Raw genomic sequence first — 20389 nt, 5'->3', positions numbered from 1 at the left:
TTTAGCCCATGGGAGTGACGGATGTGAATATCGAAATCAATGATGTCGTAGGTCGTCTTTCATATCAATGTGATATTTTATTCCGAGTGATAGATATCCGCATGATAGATGGTCAAAAAACGGCGGTGCTGTATGGTGAAGATTTTCGATTAATAGCGGATGCTCCTTTTCATGATTTGAAGAAGATGGACCCTAGAGAGCAGGATCGTATTACACAGGAGTTTCGTTCAAAGGAGGAACAATCTCTTGATCTGTTCCACCAGGATATAGAGCTTCTCAAGTATAAGCAGGAGTATAGAGTAACAAATGCTTATCGAGACGATTATAACTATTTCCAAGTTCCAGGGAAAGTTCTTCATCTTGATGGAGATCCCAGCTATTTAAGAAAGTGTTTAGATCTTTATGAAAAAATTGGTGTTCCAGTAAAAGGTGTTCACTGTAGTGAGACTGAGATGCCTGAACAAATTGGGCCACTTATCGATAAATATAGACCGAATATTATTGTATTGACGGGTCACGATGCCTATTCAAAAGCTAAAGGGACCAAAGCTGATATTAACGCATATCGACATTCTAAGTATTTTGTTCAGGCAGTGAGAGAGGCACGGAGCAAATCTCCTCACTTGGACCAGCTGGTGATCTTTGCAGGTGCTTGTCAATCCCACTTTGAATCACTCATTCATGCTGGAGCCAACTTTGCCAGTTCTCCATCCAGAGTTAATATTCATGCATTGGATCCAGTGTATATCGTGGCTAAGATTTGTTTTACGGGGTTTAAGGACTCGGTTAATGTGTGGGACGTCATCCGTAACACGTTAACAGGGGACAAAGGGCTTGGCGGAATCGAGACGAAGGGTGTCCTTCGTACGGGGATGCCATATAAAATAACTGAAGAAGAATAGGGAATGTTCGACAAAAATCCAATAGACCTTACAATTTACTGCGTGAATTGTAAGGTCTATTTGGTGTTTAGATGTATATATTGGTAAGGTGGGTTTTTTAGGGAGTTTATCTTGTCGCCTCTGGGCAAAGTTCCTCCGCTTTTCTATGATGTCCAGCTCCGGGGCTTAGAGGCTCGAGGTCATAAGTCAAGCATGCCAAAAAGGCAAAGGGCGCCTTTCCGGCATGCTCGTCTTATGCTTGTCGCCTCTGGGCAAAGCCCCTCCGCTTTTATTGTTTACATAATTTCTCAATGTCTGGGGAATGTTAGGTGTGTAGAAAAAACGTACTTTTTGTTGAATAAAATATATTGACAGGTGTTCGTAATTCTTGTTAAAATAATAAATTTATTTGACTAAAATTACATAATGTGTTATATTTGATTATAGTGAGGTGGAAGCGAAATGCCAAAAACATTAGCCGACATTAAAAGATCCCTTGATTCTAATCTAGGGAAACGTTTAATGCTTAAAGCAAACGGTGGACGTCGAAAAACAATTGAGCGTTCAGGTGTTCTAGCCGAAACGTATCCTTCTGTATTCGTTGTTCAACTGGATCAAGAAGAGAATGCGTTCGAACGAGTTTCTTACAGCTATGCAGATGTTCTCACTGAGACAGTTCAATTAACATTTTATGATGAAGCAACAGGAAATATCATCTTTAGCCAGCAGTAGACAATCGTTTGCTGCTTTTTTATTTGTCTGATTTTCATGATTTACATAGAGAGCGTTTTCCCCCCTTTTGTTATGTTTTGTCCTTTTGAACACATACTAAACCTGTGGTACATCTTAAGGAGGTAGGCTATGAGTAGAAGAAGAGGAATCATGTCTGATCAATTAAAAGAAGAAATCGCTCAGGAATTGGGATTCTACGAGGTTGTTCAGAAGGATGGATGGGGCGGAATTACGTCACGGGATGCAGGTAATATGGTGAAGCGTGCAGTTGAACGTGCAAGTCAGCAATTATCTGGAGATCGTACTCGCTAACTCTTTTTACACAATAGAATTACATCTTTTATCAGTACCATATAAAGAGGGCCGCCAAAAAAGTATAGTGCTTTTCAGGTGGCCCTTGTTTAATATTGGCAAGTCATTCTTTCCTATCAGTACTTTACATGATAAAATAACATACTTGTATGAGTATGTTTAGAAGTTAACACCCTCGATAATAAGTGTATGATACAATATAACAAAGAGTATTGGTAAGAAGGTGATGATATGAGGTTATTAGTGAAGGCGCCGGCAAAAATTAACCTATCACTTGATGTTTTACATAAACGTTCAGATGGTTACCATGAAGTTGAGATGGTTATGACTACAATTGATTTAGCAGATAGAATTGAGCTTACGAATCTTTCCGATGACACGATTAAGATTCTCTCGCATAATCGATTTGTACCGGACGATGGAAGAAATCTTGCCTATCAGGCTGCACAGCTTTTAAAGACGAGGTTGAATATCAAAAAAGGGGTAGCCATCTCCATTGATAAAGTCATACCTGTAGCAGCAGGATTAGCAGGCGGGAGCAGTGACGCAGCAGCAACTTTAAAAGGGTTAAATCGATTATGGGATCTAGGTCTCAGTATGGACGAGCTGGCAGAGCTTGGTTCCGAAATTGGTTCAGATGTATCTTTCTGTGTATATGGGGGGACTGCTTTAGCATCAGGCAGAGGTGAAAAAATCAAACATCTACCTGCTCCACCTAATTGTTGGGTTATTTTAGCGAAACCAACAATAGGAGTTTCAACGGCAGATGTTTATAAAAATTTGGACCTGAAAAACATCACACACCCGAATACAAGCGCCATGGTTTCAGCTTTAGAACATGGAAGTTATCATGATATATGCTCCAATCTTGGGAATGTACTTGAATCGGTCACATTGGATATGCACCCCGAAGTGGCCCAAATAAAAGACCAAATGGAGCGTTTTGGTGCCGATGCTGTTCTAATGAGCGGAAGTGGCCCAACGGTATATGGATTAGTGCAATATGAATCAAGACTTCATCGAATCTATAATGGTTTAAGAGGTTTTTGTGATCAAGTGTTCGCGGTGCGGATGCTGGGAGATTAAGAGCTCTTGCCGAAATCCGTATATTAATGATATATTTACATTATAATATTCGGATTTAGGAGGTTTCTTTGGTGAAGTTTAAGCGTAGTGAACGATTAATTGATATGACGCATTATTTATTAGAACGCCCCCACCAACTTGTTCCTTTAACTTTTTTCTCTGAACGGTACGGTTCTGCAAAGTCTTCCATCAGTGAGGACTTGACGATTGTAAAGGAAACATTTGAAGGACGGGGTGTGGGGACGGTTCAAACAGTTCCCGGGGCAGCCGGGGGAGTGAAGTATGTTCCAAAGGTAAACAGTCAGGAAGCGAAAGAAATGATAAATGAGCTTTGTGTTCATCTGGAAAGCTCAGATCGTTTATTGCCAGGCGGATATCTTTACATGACTGACCTGCTGGGTAACCCTCAGCTCATGAAAAGTGTAGGGAAATTACTGGCGTCCGCTTTTGCTGAGAAAGATATTGATGTCATCATGACAGTAGCGACAAAAGGGATACCGATTGCAAATGCAATTGCCTCATACTTAAATGTTCCTGTGGTCATCGTTAGACGGGATAGTCGTGTAACAGAGGGATCGACTGTGAGCATTAATTATGTCTCCGGCTCATCGAAGAGAATCCAATCCATGGTTCTTTCCAAGAGAAGTTTGAAGGAAGGGTCTAAAGTATTGGTTGTCGATGATTTCATGAAGGCAGGGGGAACCATCAACGGTATGAAGAACTTACTGGAAGAGTTCTCGGCTACGTTATCGGGAATAGGGGTTTTAGTTGAATCCAATAGTATCGATGGTCGACTAGTGGATGATTATGTTTCATTGTTAAAATTGTCTGATGTGAATGAAATAGATAAACAGATTTCATTGACGGAAGGAAATTATTTTCAATCAAATTTAACATTTCTACCATAAGGGGAGGCGTTTAATATGCGTGTAGTTTCTACTAAGCAAGCACCAGCTGCAATTGGCCCATATTCTCAGGGGATTGTCGTAAATAATTTATTTTATAGTTCAGGTCAAATCCCTCTGACGGCAGAAGGTACTATGGTGGAAGGGGATGTAGCGGAACAAACGCATCAGGTGTTCCGTAATCTTCAAGCCGTATTATCAGAAGCCGGAGCGTCATTGGAAACAGTGGTAAAAGCCACTGTATTTATTAAGGATATGAATGACTTTGGTACGATTAATGAAGTATATGGGGAATATTTTAGTAACCACAAGCCGGCTCGTTCTTGTGTAGAGGTAGCCCGCTTACCTAAAGATGCCTTAGTTGAGATCGAAGTAATCGCACTCGTGAAGTAATATTCACGGGTGTTTTTTTGTGTCAAAAAGGAAGTGTAGTTCAAATGAAACAGATGAAATGATATAAAAAATAAAACTTTTCAAAAAATTTTACAATTTAAGAAGGAATATCTAAATAATTCGTTGAATACATAGAGTAGATTTCATCTAGGGAAAAAGGTGGTGAACAGAATGGAAGTAACAGACGTAAGATTACGCCGAGTAAACACCGATGGTCGCATGAGAGCTATCGCATCTATTACGCTGGATAATGAATTTGTTGTTCATGACATTCGCGTTATTGATGGGAACAATGGCTTATTTGTAGCGATGCCAAGCAAGCGGACTCCAGATGGAGAATTTCGTGATATTGCTCACCCAATCAATTCGGGTACTCGCGGCAAGATCCAAGATGCCGTTTTAGCTGAGTATCATCGTCTAGGTGAGTTAGAAGAAGTTGAGTTAGAAGAAGCTGGGGCTTCCTAATAGAATCTATTACATCAAGAGCCTACTTTTGTAAGGCTCTTTTTTTTGTCTTTAAGAGCCAATCGTTTAAAAGTGGCAGTTCTTACGTTTTTTGTATACCCCGATGTTTAGAGTATTGAAACCTATTATTATTATTTTTTTGTACCTTAAGGGAAAGAAAATTCGACATAGATGTTAAAGTGCGCCTTTCCGGTCATATCGGGCCTGAGCAAGCCGCCTCTGCTTTTCGTTATGTCCAGCTCCGGCGGCTAGTCCCTCGAGGTCATAAGCTAAATTGGCCAAAAAGGCAAAGGGCGCCTTTCCGGCCAATTCATCTTATGCTTGTCGGGCCTGAACGAGCCGCCTCCGCTTTTCGAGATGTCCAGCTCCAGGGGCTTGGGGCTCGAGGTCATAAGCCAAGTAACCCAAAAAGGCAAAGGGCGCCTTTCCGGGTTACTCGTCTTATGCTTGTCGCCCCAGGGCGAGCCCCTTCCGCTTTTCGATGATGTCCAGCTCCGGCGGCTAGAGGCTCGAGGTCATAAGTCAAATCCACAAAAAAGGCAAAGAGCGCCTTTTGTGCGGATTCGCCTTATGCTTGTCGCCTCTGAACGAGCCGCCTCCGCTTTTCGTTTGACAAATATATGTACTTTTATATGAATCCTTGAAATGATAAAGTTTTTAGGATATATTCGTTATGGATAAAAAGGTTATTGGAGGACCAAAAATGACAAATAGATATGCCGTTATATTAGCTGCTGGACAGGGTACGAGAATGAAGTCGAAGCTTTACAAAGTTCTTCATCCTGTGTGTGGCAAGCCGATGGTGGAACATGTGGTCGACCAAATTTCAACACTACATATAGAGAAGACTGTCACAATCGTTGGCCATGGTGCCGAGCTTGTGAAGTCGCATTTAGAGGGGAAGAGTGATTTTGCCCTTCAGGCTGAGCAATTAGGCACCGCTCACGCTGTCATGCAGTCTGAGGATGTGCTGGGTGATTTAGAAGGTACTACTTTAGTGGTATGTGGTGATACACCGCTCATTAAAGGGGAAACGATGGAAGCATTAGTGAAGCATCATGAAGGACAGGGTGCGAAAGCGACTATCTTGACTGGTCACACTGAATCTCCAGATGGATACGGACGTATCATCCGTAATCAAGATGGCTTAGTGGAGCGCATTGTTGAACACAAGGACGCAACTGATGAAGAGCGAAACGTGAAAGAAATTAATACTGGAACTTATTGTTTTGATAATAAAGCGTTATTCGATGCCTTGAAAAAGGTTTCCAATGATAACGTGCAAGGCGAGTATTATTTACCGGATGTGATTGAGATCCTTCAAGCTGAAGGCGAAATCGTAAGTGCGTACCAAACAAGTGACTTTGATGAGACATTGGGTGTGAATGACCGTGTTGCACTGTCTCAGGCAGAGATCACGATGAAAAAGCGCATCAATGAATACCATATGCGAAATGGTGTAACGATAAAGGATCCAAACACTACGTATATCGATGCCGATGTGACGATTGGCAGAGATACGGTTATCCTTCCGGGTACGGTTCTTACGGGCAGCACCACAATCGGTGAAGACGCTATGATCGGACCAAACTCTGAGGTGAAGGATTGTCAAATCGGCGACCGAACAGTCGTGAAGCAATCTGTTGCTCATGACAGCTCGATTGGATCGGATGTTCATATTGGGCCATTTGCTCACATTCGTCCGGCTTCGACCATTGAGGATGAAGTGAAGATTGGTAACTTCGTCGAAATTAAGAAGGCTTCATTTGGTAAAGCAAGTAAAGCATCTCACTTAAGTTATATTGGGGATGCAGAGGTTGGAAGTGACGTCAACATTGGATGTGGATCGATCACAGTGAACTATGATGGGAAGGACAAGCACTTGACGAAGATTGAAGATGGTGTATTTGTAGGCTGTAATTCTAATCTGGTCGCGCCAGTGAAAGTCGGAAAAGGTGCTTACATTGCTGCTGGTTCTACGATTACTGAGGATGTTCCTGGAGAGTCTCTTTCAATTGCAAGAGCTCGCCAAGTAAATAAAGAAAACTATGTTCAAAATCTAAACCATAAGAAATAATTGGAGGTCCACAATGCCAAACTCTTATATTAATTCCAAATTAAAAATTTTCTCCCTCAATTCAAACTACCATCTTGCAAAGGAAATTGCCGATGAAGTAGGAGTAGAGTTAGGGAAATCTTCTGTTAAGCGTTTTAGTGACGGTGAAATCCAGATTAACATTGAAGAAAGTATCCGTGGGTGTGATGTATTCGTCATTCAGTCTACTTGTCAGCCTGTAAATGAAAATCTGATGGAGCTTCTTATTATGGTCGATGCTTTGAAACGGGCATCTGCTAAAACGATCAACATTGTTATGCCTTATTATGGTTATGCCCGTCAGGATCGTAAAGCAAGAGCGCGTGAGCCGATCACAGCTAAATTGGTTGCGAACCTGTTAGAGACTGCCGGTGCTACCCGCGTTATTACGCTGGACCTGCACGCTCCTCAAATTCAAGGTTTCTTTGATATCTTAATTGATCACCTGATGGGTGTTCCGATCTTAGCGGATTACTTTGAAGAAAGAGGATTCAATAATGAAGACCTTGTGATCGTATCCCCGGACCACGGAGGAGTGACAAGAGCACGTAAGCTTGCGGAACGATTGAAAGCACCGATTGCCATCATCGATAAACGCCGTCCAAAACCAAACGTTGCAGAGGTTATGAATATCGTTGGTAATATCGACGGGAAAATCGCCATCTTGATCGATGATATCATTGATACAGCAGGTACAATCACGCTTGCTGCAAATGCGTTAGTAGAAAACGGAGCGAAAGAAGTCTTTGCCTGCTGTACGCATCCTGTTCTTTCGGGTCCTGCGATTGAGCGCATCGAGAATTCAAATATTAAAGAACTGGTTGTGACGAACTCCATCCCATTAGGTGAAGAGAAAATGATCGGTAAAGTGAAGTCGCTGTCAGTGGCTCCACTAATCAGTGAAGCCATCATCCGTGTCTATGAACAACAATCTGTCAGCACGCTTTTTGATTAAGAATTAATATTTGTAGTTTGTGCATATGAAGAAAAGCCTGTCCCTTATATAGGGCAGGCTTTTCTATTTGTTTATCTTTAAAACACCTATCTGACAAGGTTCTTTCAGTGTCCTTCCCGTCATAAATTGATTTTTCTATGTTTATTTCAAATCATATTAGGGTAATTACTATATATAGAACTTTAACTAACATAAAAGATTAGGGAAGGTGTTGGATTAGACATGGCAACAGAATTAAAGGCAAATACTAGAAAAGATTTTAAACGATCTTCATTAACAAAGCTGAGACATGAGGGGAATATTCCCGGAGTCGTGTACGGCTACAAAGCAGATAATACACCTATTATGGTAGATGCCATTACATTTATCAAAACGATTCGCGAAGTAGGAAGAAACGGAATTATTTCTTTAAATGTAGATGGCAACAAACAAAACGTCATTTTAAGTGACTATCAACAGGACCATCTGAAGGATGCCGTTACACACGTTGATTTCCTTGCTGTAAATATGTCAGAGGAAATTGATGCGGATGTCCGTATCGATCTTGTAGGAGAAGCGGCTGGAGTAAAAGACGGAGGCGTACTGCAGCAGCCATTACATGAGGTTTCTGTTACGGCTAAACCTAAGGATATTCCAGAAGCGATTGAAGTCGATATTGCCGATCTTCAAGTCGGAGAAACGGTAACGATCAGTGATATCCGAGACAAATACAGCGTAACGCTTAACGAAGAAGATGATCGTACGATTGCTTCCATTCTTGCTCCTAGACAAGAAGAAGAGATCGATAGTGGTGAAGAGCAGGAAGCAGGTACTCCTGATAATGAAGAGGGAAGAGAGTCAGAGGCCAGTGAAGAAAGTGAATCAACGGAAGAATAAAAATCAATATTTTTTGGCGTAACCTTTTGCAGGTTGCGCTTTTTACGTTATTCTAGAAGTATAAGGTCAGAAGAGGTGTTAGAAATGAAGTTAATCGTTGGACTGGGAAACCCGGGATCGCAATATGAGAAAACACGACACAATATCGGGTTTGTTATTATAGATGCTTTAGCAGATCGACTGGGAGTTTCGTTAAATCAGTCAAAGTTTAAAGGAGTGTACGGGACGTACCATTATAAAGGTGAAAAAATCATCTTATTAAAGCCCCTTACCTATATGAATTTGTCTGGAGAAAGCATTGTCCCTCTTATGGATTATTTTGATATTGAAGAGGAAGATTTGCTGGTGATCTATGATGATTTGGACTTGCCAGTAGGGAAATTAAGATTAAGACAAAAAGGAAGTGCAGGCGGTCATAACGGCATTAAATCGACAATCGCTCACTTAGGATCTCAACACTTTAATCGTCTTAGAGTTGGAATCGACCGTCCTGTCAATGGGATGAGCGTTCCGGATTACGTACTTGGTAAATTTAATAAGGAAGAGCAGGCGGAGCTTGATAAGGCGATCTCTGCCAGTGTCGAAGCATGCGAAACATGGTTCGATAAACCTTTCCTCGAAGTGATGAATAAATTCAATTAAGGGTTTCATATACTGAACTTCCAAGACAAATAGATCATCTTGGTTAAGCCATCCATCATTCCTTTTTAAGAGTTGAATAACTCCCCTCTAACAGGTTCATACTAACTGTATAAATGTGTATGGAGGGAAACGGTATGGCAATCCATTATCAGTGTCGACATTGTGGCACGAATGTTGGAACACTTTCAAACGTATCTGTTCATTCGGAGCAGCTCGGGATTCATACGCTGTCAGATGAAGAACGGTTACACATGGTTCAGTATCGGGACAACGGAGATATCCATGTAAAGACCATCTGTGAAGATTGTCAGGAGAGTCTGGAAAGAAACCCGGACTATCATCAATTAGATCATATCATTCAGTAAGAACGCTTTGGTTCAGAACCAAAGCATTTTTCTGTTTACAACCTGAGATATATAGAAAGATCCGTAGGGGAGGAGCGTACACTTGAAAGGTATTCTAAAACAGGTTCATCAAAGTGAAGAAATCCAGTCCATCATCACTGGAGTGGAAGAACAATTATCAGAACAACTTGTAGCAGGATTGTCAGGCTCATCTCGAACAGCCTATATAGCGGATGTGTATTTACAAACAAAGAAATCCACTGTAGTGGTTACACATAATTTGTTTCAAGCGCAGAAAATCTATGACGATCTCATTCAATTTTTATCCGAGGATGAAGTATATTTATATTCTGCCAATGAATTAATCGCAGCAGAATTAAGTGTGGCCAGTCCGGAACTGAGAGCTCAACGAATTGAAGTATTAAACAAGCTGTCCCAGAATCATAAAGGTGTCTACATTGTTCCTGTTGCAGGGTTAAGAAAGATCCTTCCTCCGAAATCAATGTGGGAAACGAATCAAATTCGTTTTACAACGGGGGAAGATATCGACTTGGATGAAGTGTTAAACCAATTGGTTCAAATGGGATATCAGCGGACGGGAATGGTCAGTACACCTGGCGAATTCAGCCTTCGTGGGGGGATCGTCGATGTGTTTCCTTTAACGTCCCAAAATCCTGTACGGATCGAGTTATTTGATACAGAAATTGATTCCATCCGATTATTTTCTGTAGAGGATCAGCGATCGATTGATAAACTGGATTCCATGGAAATAGGTCCTGCCACAGAGGTCTTATTGAAATATGAGAATATCGAAAGATTGATCCGTGAAATTGAATCCGGACTTTCTTCGAGTTTAAAGAAAGTCAAAGCAGCTGCTGTAAAGGAAAAGTTAACAGAGTACATAGGACATGAGATGGATCAGCTTGAAAATGGCCAGGTCCCTGAGCAGATTTTCAAGTACTTATCGTTGGCATATGAAAATCCTAGTAGTTTGCTAGATTATTTACCCGAGGACGGGGTCATTTTCTTTGACGAATTCAGTCGTGTACAAGAAATGAGTGAATCTCTTGAGAAAGAGGAAGCCGAGTGGTATACCTCTTTGTTACAAGAAGGACAAATCATCCATGACGTACCGGTATCTCATGCCTTTTCCAGGTTGATTAGTTCTACTAAGCTCCCAAAGGTGTATTTTTCACTATTCCTGCGTCATATTCCTAATACAAGCCCACAGAATATCTTTAATGTATCTACAAAACCCATGCAGAATTTCCATGGGCAGATGAATGTATTGAAGGCGGAACTGGATCGCTGGAAAAAAGGAAAATATACCGTCGTTTTACTGGGACCGGATGAAGAACGGGTGAAGAAGCTTCAACGGGTGCTGGACGATTATAAAATTGAGATCGCCTTCGTGGAAGATGAAGATAACCTGTTACCCGGAACGATTCAAATGATTAACGGAAGCCTGACGAGCGGATTTGAGCTCCCCCTTCAGAAGCTTGCTGTCATTACGGAAGAAGAGTTGTTTAATAAGAGGACCCAAAAGAAGCCCAGAAGACAAAAGCTTTCAAACGCTGAACGAATCAAAAGTTATTCTGAACTGAAGGTCGGCGACCATGTTGTTCATGTGAATCACGGGATAGGTAAATTCCTGGGGATTGAGACATTAGAAATCAACGGGGTCCATAAAGATTACCTGCATGTGAAGTATCAGGGGAATGACAAACTCTATGTTCCCGTCGATCAAATTGAGCTCGTTCAAAAATATGTAGCTTCAGAAAATAAGGATCCCAAGCTATATAAATTAGGCGGAAGCGAATGGAAAAAGGTTAAGTCGAAGGTACAGTCTTCTGTTCAGGATATAGCCGATGACCTGATCAAACTCTATGCTGAACGTGAAGCGGCAAAGGGCTATGCCTTTTCTCCTGATGGGGATATGCAACGAGAGTTTGAAATGGCCTTCCCTTATGAGGAAACAGACGATCAGCTGCGTTCTATTAGTGAGATCAAGCACGACATGGAAAGGGAACGTCCGATGGATCGCTTATTATGTGGAGACGTAGGCTATGGGAAAACAGAAGTGGCCATTCGTGCGGCCTTCAAAGCCATTGCCGATGGAAAGCAGGTCGCCATTCTCGTACCGACCACAATCCTTGCTCAGCAGCATTATGAAACGATTAAAGAGCGTTTTCAGGACTTTCCGGTTGAGATCGGGTTACTGAGCCGTTTCAGAACAAGAAAACAGCAGCAGGAAACGACGAAGGGTCTTAAGAATGGTACGGTTGATATCGTAGTCGGAACTCACCGTCTTCTGTCTAAAGACATTCAATATCGTGATATAGGTTTATTGATCATCGATGAAGAACAGCGATTCGGGGTTACACATAAAGAAAAGATCAAGCAACTAAAGACGAATATTGATGTGTTGACTTTAACGGCTACCCCAATTCCACGAACACTCCATATGTCGATGCTTGGAGTAAGGGATCTATCTGTCATCGAAACACCACCGGAGAATCGCTTCCCTGTTCAGACATATGTGATGGAATACAACGGTGCCTTGATAAAAGAAGCCATTGAAAGAGAAATGGCCCGTAACGGTCAAGTGTATTTCCTCTACAACCGGGTGGAGGATATTGAAAGGAAAGCAGACGAAATCTCCATGCTTGTACCGGATGCGAGAATTGCCTACGCACACGGTCAAATGAGTGAAAATGAGCTGGAAGCGGTTATTTTAAGCTTCCTTGCTGGGGAATACGATGTATTGGTCACAACGACAATCATTGAGACGGGGGTAGATATCCCGAATGTGAACACATTAATTGTCTTTGATGCCGATCGGATGGGCTTGTCTCAGCTCTATCAATTAAGAGGACGGGTAGGACGATCAAACAGGGTGGCCTATGCCTACTTCACCTATCGTAAGGATAAGGTGCTGACGGAAGTCGCAGAAAAACGATTGCAGGCAATAAAAGAATTTACTGAGCTCGGTTCAGGATTTAAAATTGCCATGCGCGACCTGACGATCCGTGGAGCAGGGAATCTCCTGGGAGCACAGCAGCACGGCTTTATTGATTCTGTCGGATTTGACTTGTACTCTCAAATGCTGAAAGAAGCAATCGAGGAACGAAAAGGAGATCTGCCGAAGCAGCCGGAGTCGAGCTTTGAAGTGGATATCGAAATCGATGCCTATATTCCGGATGATTATATTAAAGACGGCCATCAGAAGATTGAAATGTATAAACGGTTCCGTTCTCTTTCTTCCCTTCCGGAAATCGAAGAATTGGAAGAAGAGATCCTTGACCGATTCGGAGAGTATCCAGAGGAAGTCGGCTATCTATTCTTAATCTCTGAAATGAAAATATACGCTAAAAATACAAAGCTTGAATCCATCAAGCAGGATAAGAAATCTGTGAACATCTTCATGTCGCCAGACGGAACGGCACAGATCGATGGATCCAAAGTCTTTAACTTATGCAATAAACACGGCAGGGCTGTCGGGCTTGGTATGGAAGGTTCTAAGCTTAAAATATCCATCAATACCACGCGCTTGGAAGCATCCAAATGGTTTAATATGGCTTATGACATCATCAAGCACTTAGATGAAGCATTAAAAGTAGAAGAAAACGCTTAAGAATGAAAGCAGCCTCACCCATCAGATGGAAAACGGAAATTCTTCCCTTCGTTATAATACTGTAACCAAAATGTAAACGCGCTGATTGTTTTACTTTACTATGATAAGGGTATTAGTATTTATGCAGCTGCCAACAATGGAAAAAGATACCTGCATTAGAATTTTAGTGAAATTACAGAAAAAATAACTGAATGTGTATAGAACTTCTAAGTTGTAAGATACTAAACTCAACACTGGTAAAGTATTCAATAACAAGTTGGTACATTGCCAAATAAAAATCATCTGATGAAAGTGAGGCAACTATAGATGAAAGCAACTGGTATTGTTCGTCGTATTGATGATTTAGGGCGTGTCGTCATTCCGAAAGAAATTCGTAGAACATTAAGGATTCGCGAGGGAGATCCCCTGGAAATCTTCGTTGATCGTGACGGAGAAGTCATCTTAAAGAAATACTCCCCAATCAGTGAACTTGGTGACTTTGCTAAGGAATACGGCGAAGCATTATACGACAGCCTTGGGAGTGCTGTGTTAATTTGTGATCGAGATGCTGTAATCGCAATCTCCGGCGCTTCAAAGAAAGAATATTTAAATAAGAACATCAGTGAACTGGTTGAAAAGGTAATGGATGACCGTACGTCTCTATTACACACTCAACAAGGACAAGCTGAGCTTGTCGAAGGACACGGTGAGGATCTTGCTTCCTATACGATTGCCCCGATTGTCGCAAATGGTGATCCGATTGGTGCCGTTGCGATCTTCTCGAAGGAACGTACAGTAGGCGAAGTGGAACAAAAGGCAGTAGAAACGGCAGCTGGCTTTTTAGCAAGACAAATGGAGCAATAACCTGAAGGAGCGGCACATTGCCGCTCTTCTTTTTTGTTTTGTGCTTTAAACGATGCTATTGGAGAAAACAGACAGCTCTTTATGGTAAAATGACCAGTACATAAATGATTTTTTCTCTGTCGGATCAGACACTTCAGGGCATAGAAAAAGTGGTACAGAAAGGCAGGAAAGCTGGTTGAGTAAGAAGTACTCGTCCAACCAATTTTTGAAGGGGGCAATGGTATTAACGGTTGCCGCATTAGTGACGAAGATATTGAGTGCAGTATATCGAGTGCCGTTTCAAAATATTGTTGGAGATATTGGTTTTTATATCTATCAACAGGTGTATCCCTTCTACGGAATTGCCATTGCATTATCCACCTATGGATTCCCTGTGATCATCTCGAAGTTAGTAGCCGAGAAATTAGAAAATGAAGATGAAGAAGGAGCGAAGAATATAGTTGTCACCTCCTTCCTGTTTCTATGTCTCGTTGGATTAAGCTGGTTTCTTCTCGTGTACTTTGGTGCGGGGGTCATTGCCGATTGGATGGGAGATCCACTCCTTAAACCATTGATTCAAGTCATTTCCTTATCCTTTCTTTTGTTAGCTCCCCTCTCTGTCATGAGGGGGTACTATCAAGGAAAAGAAGATATGATGCCAACCGCCGTTTCACAGGTGATGGAGCAGACGATAAGAGTGACGACCATTCTCGTATTTTCCACGATATTGGTATCTCAAGGATATTCCCTGTATCTCACCGGGAACGGGGCGCTATTCGGTTCGATAACCGGTGGTATTGGAGGCTTGCTGGTTTTACTTTTCTTTGTGTCAGCCCGAAAGGAAAAGCTGTTTTCACGGAAAACCCTTAGGTTACCAGGAGATTATTTACATATTTGGTCGCGATTATTAAAGAACGGAACAGCTATTTGTGTAAGTGCCATGCTGCTGGTCCTTCTTCAGTTTGTTGATTCCTTAAATGTATATTCCCTCTTAACCTCATCAGGTATGGAAGCGGAAAGTGCGAAAACGTGGAAGGGAATTTATGACAGGGGACAACCCTTTGTCCAGCTGGGAACGGTAGTGGCGACCTCGATTTCCCTGACCATCGTTCCATTGGTGACAAGCGCTTATCTGAAACAGAAAGATGATTTAGTGAGGGAGTACAGTCAGCTGTCCCTTAAAATTAGCATTACCATCGGATTTGCTGCTACATTGGGGCTCATTAATATCATGGTTCCCACCAATACGATGTTATTTGAAAATGCCCTTGGCTCCCAGGTAATAGCTGTTTTTTGTGTATCGATTTTCTTTAGCTGTCTCATTCTTACGTTTGCAGGCATTTTCCAAGGGATCGGAAAAATCTATTATCCTGCTTTCTGTATTTTGATGGGCATTATTTTAAAATATATCGGCAACGCCTATCTCATTCCCATCATGGGGATCATGGGAGCTTCCATCGCCACTGTTGGCTCTTTAATTGTCATTACCGGAATGATGATCGGGAAGCTAAGAAGGCTATTCCCTATTCGTTTTTTTCCTTTTTCTTTCTACAAAACCTTACTTTTTAGCGGTGGATCCATGACCATCGGGTTACAGGTGTTTTTGCGGATATATGATACACTTTTAGACAAAGGAATGCCTGAACGGGAGCTTTCCGTACTCTTTTCTTTAGGAGGGGTTTGTATCGGTGGCACCCTCTTTCTTATCGTATTTTTAAGAGGGAATGTCCTATCAAGAGAAGAGATCGGTTATTTGCCTTTTGGTAGTAAATGGGTTTGGCTAATGGAAAAAGTACAACCAATGAATAAAAAGTAGCGAGGAGATCACTATGCATACAATTACAATTGTGGGTTTAGGTGCAGGAGATATTGAACAGCTCCCTTTAGGAGTGTACCGATTAATAAAGAGCAGCTCACATCTATATTTACGTACGAAGGAGCATCCAGTCGTTAAGGATTTAACAGCAGAAGGAGTCGAGTTTCAATCCTTTGATGCAGTATATGAAAAGCATGAACAGTTCGACCACGTGTATGAAGAAATTGTAGGTGAACTGGTCAGGGCATCTGAAAAGCATTCACTCGTCTACGCCGTTCCGGGTCATCCATTAGTGGCTGAAAAGGCTGTTCAAATGCTTCTGGAACTTCATGAAAAAGGGAAGATACAAGTGTCGATCGGCGGGGGACAGAGCTTCATTGATGCCCTGTTCGCTTCAGTCGGAGCGGATCCCATCGATGGTTTTCAGTTATTGGACGGTACCAGCTTAAAGCTTCACGATATCCATATGAATCAACAGCTTATCATCGGACAGGTGTATGATGCCTTTATTGCGTCTGAGGTGAAGATTACCCTGATGGAGCTCTATCCTTATGATTATGAAGTCATGCTTGTCACGGCGGCTGGCAGCAAGGAAGAGAAGGTGGATAGAATCCCCCTGGTTGAACTTGATCGTGTAGCCCATCTCAGCAATTTAACAAGCCTGTACGTCCCGGCTGTTAAAGAACGGGCATCCACGTATAAACAATATGCAACACTAAGAGAGATCATCTCGACACTAAGGGGACCGAATGGGTGTCCTTGGGATAAAGAGCAGACGCATGATTCCCTCAAGAAATACTTACTCGAAGAAACGTACGAGTTACTGGAAGCCATTGAGGAAGATGATATTGATCACATGATAGAAGAGCTGGGAGATGTCCTGCTCCAGGTCATGCTTCATGCCCAAATAGGTGAGGATGAAGGAATGTTCACCATGGAGGAAGTGATTGGAAGTCTTGCTTCCAAAATGGTCCGCAGACACCCTCATGTATTCGGTTCGGTTCAAGTGGAAAATACGGAACAGGTGAAAGCGAACTGGGATGAAATCAAGAAGCAAGAAAAGCCGGTTGAACATGAACCGATGCTTAAGAACGTGGCGAAAGGAATGCCGGCTCTCATGAAGGCATATGAATACCAGAAGAAAGCAGCAAAAGTGGGCTTTGATTGGTCGGACCCACGAGGTGCCTGGGAGAAAGTATGGGAAGAATTAAAGGAATTTGAAAACGAGGTCGAGAATAATAGTGAAAACCAAATAAAAAAAGAATTTGGTGATATTTTATTCGCACTTATCAATGTAGCCAGATTCTATAAGGTATTCCCAGAGGAAGCCCTCGCCATGACCAACACCAAATTTTATCGCCGCTTCTCTTATGTGGAAGAGCAGGTTTTGAAAACGGGTAAGGGCTTTGAAGATTTCACTTTAGAAGAGTTAGACCAATTTTGGAACGAAGCCAAAAAGATGAATATCGAATAAGGGGAAATGTATAATGGTATCAATGAGATTAGATAAATTTCTAAAAGTATCAAGACTGATAAAAAGAAGAACGATGGCGAAAGAAATTGCCGACCAGGGCCGTATAACAGTGAATGGACTGCAAGCGAAAGCGAGCTCTAACGTGAAAGTCGGGGACGAATTAAGCGTGAGGTTTGGTCAAAAGATTATGAGGGTAAAGATAGAAAGGCTTCTTGAAACAACAAAAAAAGAAGAAGCGAGTGGACTTTATTCCGTCCTTTCAGAAGAAAGGGTTCAAGAAGAAACGGAGTAAGGATTACATAGTCAGAGGTTCTATTTCTCTCCCGAAAACATAAACATAGTTACAAAGCTTGTACTATGGGAATGTGAGGGATGGATAATGAATCAATATTATGATGGAAACAAAGATAAAACGACTTTTCAAGAACATGACGTGATGATGAGGGGACGCAAACTTCTTGACATCACCGGTGTTAAACAAGTGGAAAGCTTTGATAATGAAGAGTTTCTCCTCGAAACCGTGATGGGCTTTTTGTCTGTCAGGGGCCAAAATCTTCAAATGAAAAATTTAGACGTAGACAAAGGCATCGTCTCCATTAAAGGAAAGGTGTTTGATCTCGTATACCTGGATGAACAAAATGGGGAGAAGGCTAAAGGCTTCTTTAGCAAGCTGTTTCGATGACGCTCTCAACCCAGTTCTACACCATGCTTTCCATGATCGGAATGGGAGCTTTATTTGGTGCGACCTTGGATACGTACAATCGTTTCTTAAACCGGTCTGAAAGAAAACGGTGGCTTGTATTCCTAAACGACATCATGTTTTGGGTTTTACAAGCCCTGTCCATCTTTTACATTTTATTTGTCGTCAATTTTGGTGAGATCCGCTTTTATATTTTCATTGCTTTGCTGTGTGGTTTTGCTGGTTATCAAGCTCTCATCAAGCAGTTTTATCTTGCCTTTTTGGAACGGCTGATCTTATTTTTTATCTCCCTTTATAATTTCGGTGTGCAAATGATGAAAAAATTAATTTATTCACCGATTAAATGGATAATCGTGCTTCTCATTACAATGGTATTATCTATAGGAAAAGGGCTCTTATCCGTCATAATCTTCCTATTAAAAGTCATTTGGAAGGTAGTGCATTGGGCGATTAAGCTCGTAACTGCTCCAATATGGTGGATATTAAAGGGTATTTGGAATTTATTGCCGAAAAATCTTACAAAAAGAGTCGAGAAGTTATATAATAAACTGGCAGGGATTTTTAAAGCGTATATCAAAAAAGTATATAGAGTGGTAAAAAAGTTTAACAAAAAACCTAAAGATAAAGAATAGGGCTTACGGCTTTTTCCACTCCATATTGTAAAGGAGGTTTGGGAATGAGAAAAAACGTGACACCAATGGAAAATGAATATGTCCGCCATCAGGAGCATATGCATAAATCGTCTTCTAAGAGAAGAAAGCGTTTAGTCCGTCGATTAGCAGTATTTTTTGTATTAGTTTTGGCAATTAGTGGATTTTTAGTTTCGACTCTCATTTCCAGAGCCCAAGTCTTAGAAGATAAACGTACTGAAAAAGCACAATTAGAAAAAAAGTTAGAACATCTTAAAGATAAGCAAACCGCGTTGGAAGAAGAGATTGTGAAGCTTAACGACGATGAATATATAGCCAAACTGGCACGCCGGGATTACTTTTTATCAGATGATGGTGAGATTATTTTCAACATACCTGAACCAGATAAAGAGAAAGAAGAAGAGGTGTCTTATTGACACTCTTTTTTTTAATTGGCTATAATATATAATAAGGTTTATCTTTTATCATTTTAAGGAGGAGCATTTCTTTTATGTCAATCGAAGTAGGCAGCAAGTTACAGGGTAAGGTAACAGGTATTACAAATTTTGGAGCGTTCGTGGAATTATCGGAAGGTTCAACAGGTTTAGTTCACATTAGTGAAGTTGCAGACAACTATGTTAAGGATATTAATGAACACCTTAAAGTTGGCGACGAAGTAACGGTTAAGGTTATTAATGTTGAGAAAGATGGAAAGATCGGTTTGTCCATCCGAAAAGCGAAAGAGCAACCACAACGCCCGCAGCGCCCTCAGCGTCCTCAACGCCCGCGTAGTAATAATAACAAACAGAACGACACACGCACTAAAGAGAGTTTCGAACAAAAGATGGCACGTTTCTTGAAAGACAGTGAAGATCGTTTATCATCTTTGAAGAAGAATACTGAGTCTCGTCGTGGTGGAAGAGGGGCGAAAAAAGGTTAACTTGCTGTCTATTAACTCATATAGCAGGTTGTGAACGGAAAACAGGCATACTCATGATGATGAGTGTGCCTGTTTTTTTTATATAGTGGAGACAGGAAAATGACACGCCACCATCGAATTAAATAGTCACAACTAACTTTATGGAGGCAGCCATTATGAAAAAGGAACAGATAATCGATCATCATGAATCGTTTAAGCTGTGGCTTAATGAATTGAAAAGGATCAATGATAAAGAGTGGTTTCAGCCAATGGAGGAAAACAAGTGGTCGATTGCTGCAAATGTTTCTCACATGATCAAATGGGACCAATATTCCTTGGAAGAGATTCTTCCAAATGTATCAGAAGGAGCGCAGCTGTCTCCTTTTCCGGACTTTCAATGTTTTAATGGAGAAGCTGAAAAATATGCGCACGGTGGGCTTAATAAAGAAGCTTTGATTGAAGAGGGTATCAAAACACGCGATTCAATTATAGCTTATGTATATAGTTTATCTGAAACTGATTTGCAGCACTCGTTTAGAGTAGGAGATCAAAGCTTTACACTTGAAGAGTTTTTTGAAGACTTTATCGGTCACGATAAACATCATCAGGAGCAAATTGAAGAAGTGGTGTCTGCAGAAAAAGCTTGATGTGCTTCTTTATTCGAAAAAAAAGACTATCATATTATGATAGTCTTTTTTGCTATGACCCG

General features: G+C 41.3%; 22 protein-coding genes. All 22 read left to right on the top strand.

Translation table 11 applies throughout. From position 1 onward, the window contains the following. The first annotated feature begins 8 nt into the window (after window positions 1–8). Entirely contained in the window at window positions 9–902 is an 894-nt protein-coding gene (gene yabG, locus TV75_RS20470) for a sporulation peptidase YabG (RefSeq protein ID WP_044340634.1), read from the top strand. Window positions 903–1343: 441 nt separating this feature from the next. Further along, a complete protein-coding gene (veg, locus tag TV75_RS20465) occupies window positions 1344–1613 on the top strand; it encodes a biofilm formation stimulator Veg (RefSeq protein ID WP_032085220.1) in 270 nt (89 codons plus the stop codon). A gap of 129 nt (window positions 1614–1742) precedes the next feature. Next, complete coding sequence (locus TV75_RS20460; RefSeq protein WP_044340633.1) at window positions 1743–1925, top strand: alpha/beta-type small acid-soluble spore protein; 183 nt, start codon at window positions 1743–1745, stop codon at window positions 1923–1925. A 231-nt stretch (window positions 1926–2156) separates the two neighbouring features. Next, window positions 2157–3011, top strand: coding sequence for a 4-(cytidine 5'-diphospho)-2-C-methyl-D-erythritol kinase (ispE, locus tag TV75_RS20455; RefSeq protein ID WP_044340632.1), 855 nt, complete (start codon window positions 2157–2159; stop codon window positions 3009–3011). Between the two features lie 71 nt (window positions 3012–3082). Continuing rightward, window positions 3083–3919 carry a pur operon repressor gene (gene purR / locus TV75_RS20450; protein WP_044340631.1) on the top strand — a complete coding sequence of 279 codons (837 nt, stop codon included), beginning with the start codon at window positions 3083–3085 and terminating at the stop codon, window positions 3917–3919. A gap of 15 nt (window positions 3920–3934) precedes the next feature. Next, a complete protein-coding gene (locus TV75_RS20445) occupies window positions 3935–4309 on the top strand; it encodes a RidA family protein (protein ID WP_044340630.1) in 375 nt (124 codons plus the stop codon). 171 nt (window positions 4310–4480) lie between these two features. Further along, window positions 4481–4774, top strand: a complete 294-nt coding sequence (spoVG, locus tag TV75_RS20440) for a septation regulator SpoVG (RefSeq protein WP_032085215.1) — start codon at window positions 4481–4483, stop codon at window positions 4772–4774. Between the two features lie 703 nt (window positions 4775–5477). Then, window positions 5478–6851 (top strand): bifunctional UDP-N-acetylglucosamine diphosphorylase/glucosamine-1-phosphate N-acetyltransferase GlmU, encoded by a 1374-nt coding sequence (glmU, locus tag TV75_RS20435; protein WP_044340629.1) that lies wholly within the window; start codon window positions 5478–5480, stop codon window positions 6849–6851. A 13-nt stretch (window positions 6852–6864) separates the two neighbouring features. Continuing rightward, window positions 6865–7824 carry a ribose-phosphate diphosphokinase gene (locus tag TV75_RS20430; RefSeq protein ID WP_044340628.1) on the top strand — a complete coding sequence of 320 codons (960 nt, stop codon included), beginning with the start codon at window positions 6865–6867 and terminating at the stop codon, window positions 7822–7824. Between the two features lie 222 nt (window positions 7825–8046). Continuing rightward, on the top strand, window positions 8047–8700 hold the full coding sequence (locus TV75_RS20425; protein WP_044340627.1) for a 50S ribosomal protein L25/general stress protein Ctc: 654 nt from the start codon (window positions 8047–8049) through the stop codon (window positions 8698–8700). Window positions 8701–8784: 84 nt separating this feature from the next. Further along, on the top strand, window positions 8785–9342 hold the full coding sequence (gene pth / locus TV75_RS20420) for an aminoacyl-tRNA hydrolase (RefSeq protein ID WP_044340626.1): 558 nt from the start codon (window positions 8785–8787) through the stop codon (window positions 9340–9342). 134 nt (window positions 9343–9476) lie between these two features. Continuing rightward, window positions 9477–9707, top strand: coding sequence for an anti-sigma-F factor Fin family protein (locus tag TV75_RS20415; protein WP_044340625.1), 231 nt, complete (start codon window positions 9477–9479; stop codon window positions 9705–9707). Between the two features lie 82 nt (window positions 9708–9789). Further along, window positions 9790–13320, top strand: a complete 3531-nt coding sequence (gene mfd, locus TV75_RS20410) for a transcription-repair coupling factor (RefSeq protein WP_044340624.1) — start codon at window positions 9790–9792, stop codon at window positions 13318–13320. A gap of 306 nt (window positions 13321–13626) precedes the next feature. After that, window positions 13627–14163: a stage V sporulation protein T gene (gene spoVT / locus TV75_RS20405; protein ID WP_044340623.1), complete on the top strand. Its 537-nt coding sequence runs from the start codon at window positions 13627–13629 to the stop codon at window positions 14161–14163. A gap of 175 nt (window positions 14164–14338) precedes the next feature. Then, window positions 14339–15958, top strand: a complete 1620-nt coding sequence (locus TV75_RS20400) for a putative polysaccharide biosynthesis protein (RefSeq protein WP_253275575.1) — start codon at window positions 14339–14341, stop codon at window positions 15956–15958. A gap of 13 nt (window positions 15959–15971) precedes the next feature. Further along, a complete protein-coding gene (mazG, locus tag TV75_RS20395; protein WP_044340621.1) occupies window positions 15972–17432 on the top strand; it encodes a nucleoside triphosphate pyrophosphohydrolase in 1461 nt (486 codons plus the stop codon). 22 nt (window positions 17433–17454) lie between these two features. Continuing rightward, window positions 17455–17724, top strand: a complete 270-nt coding sequence (locus tag TV75_RS20390) for an RNA-binding S4 domain-containing protein (protein WP_044340650.1) — start codon at window positions 17455–17457, stop codon at window positions 17722–17724. Window positions 17725–17811: 87 nt separating this feature from the next. Then, the gene (gene yabP / locus TV75_RS20385) at window positions 17812–18114 is read left to right on the top strand and encodes a sporulation protein YabP (RefSeq protein WP_044340620.1); all 303 of its coding nucleotides are present in this window, start codon (window positions 17812–17814) and stop codon (window positions 18112–18114) included. Further along, window positions 18111–18764 (top strand): spore cortex biosynthesis protein YabQ, encoded by a 654-nt coding sequence (yabQ, locus tag TV75_RS20380; protein ID WP_044340619.1) that lies wholly within the window; start codon window positions 18111–18113, stop codon window positions 18762–18764. Before yabP ends, yabQ begins: the two co-directional genes overlap by 4 nt. A 44-nt stretch (window positions 18765–18808) precedes the next feature. After that, window positions 18809–19198: an FtsB family cell division protein gene (locus TV75_RS20375; RefSeq protein WP_044340618.1), complete on the top strand. Its 390-nt coding sequence runs from the start codon at window positions 18809–18811 to the stop codon at window positions 19196–19198. Between the two features lie 74 nt (window positions 19199–19272). Beyond that, entirely contained in the window at window positions 19273–19701 is a 429-nt protein-coding gene (locus tag TV75_RS20370) for a S1 domain-containing RNA-binding protein (protein ID WP_044340617.1), read from the top strand. A 155-nt stretch (window positions 19702–19856) separates the two neighbouring features. Beyond that, a complete protein-coding gene (locus TV75_RS20365; RefSeq protein WP_044340616.1) occupies window positions 19857–20327 on the top strand; it encodes a DinB family protein in 471 nt (156 codons plus the stop codon). Window positions 20328–20389: the final 62 nt, after the last annotated feature.

The organism is Rossellomorea aquimaris, from assembly GCF_000935355.1.
Classification (GTDB): domain Bacteria; phylum Bacillota; class Bacilli; order Bacillales; family Bacillaceae_B; genus Rossellomorea; species Rossellomorea aquimaris_B.
Note: the sequence above shows the minus strand (reverse complement) of the source record. Positions and strands in the feature narration are given on the sequence as shown.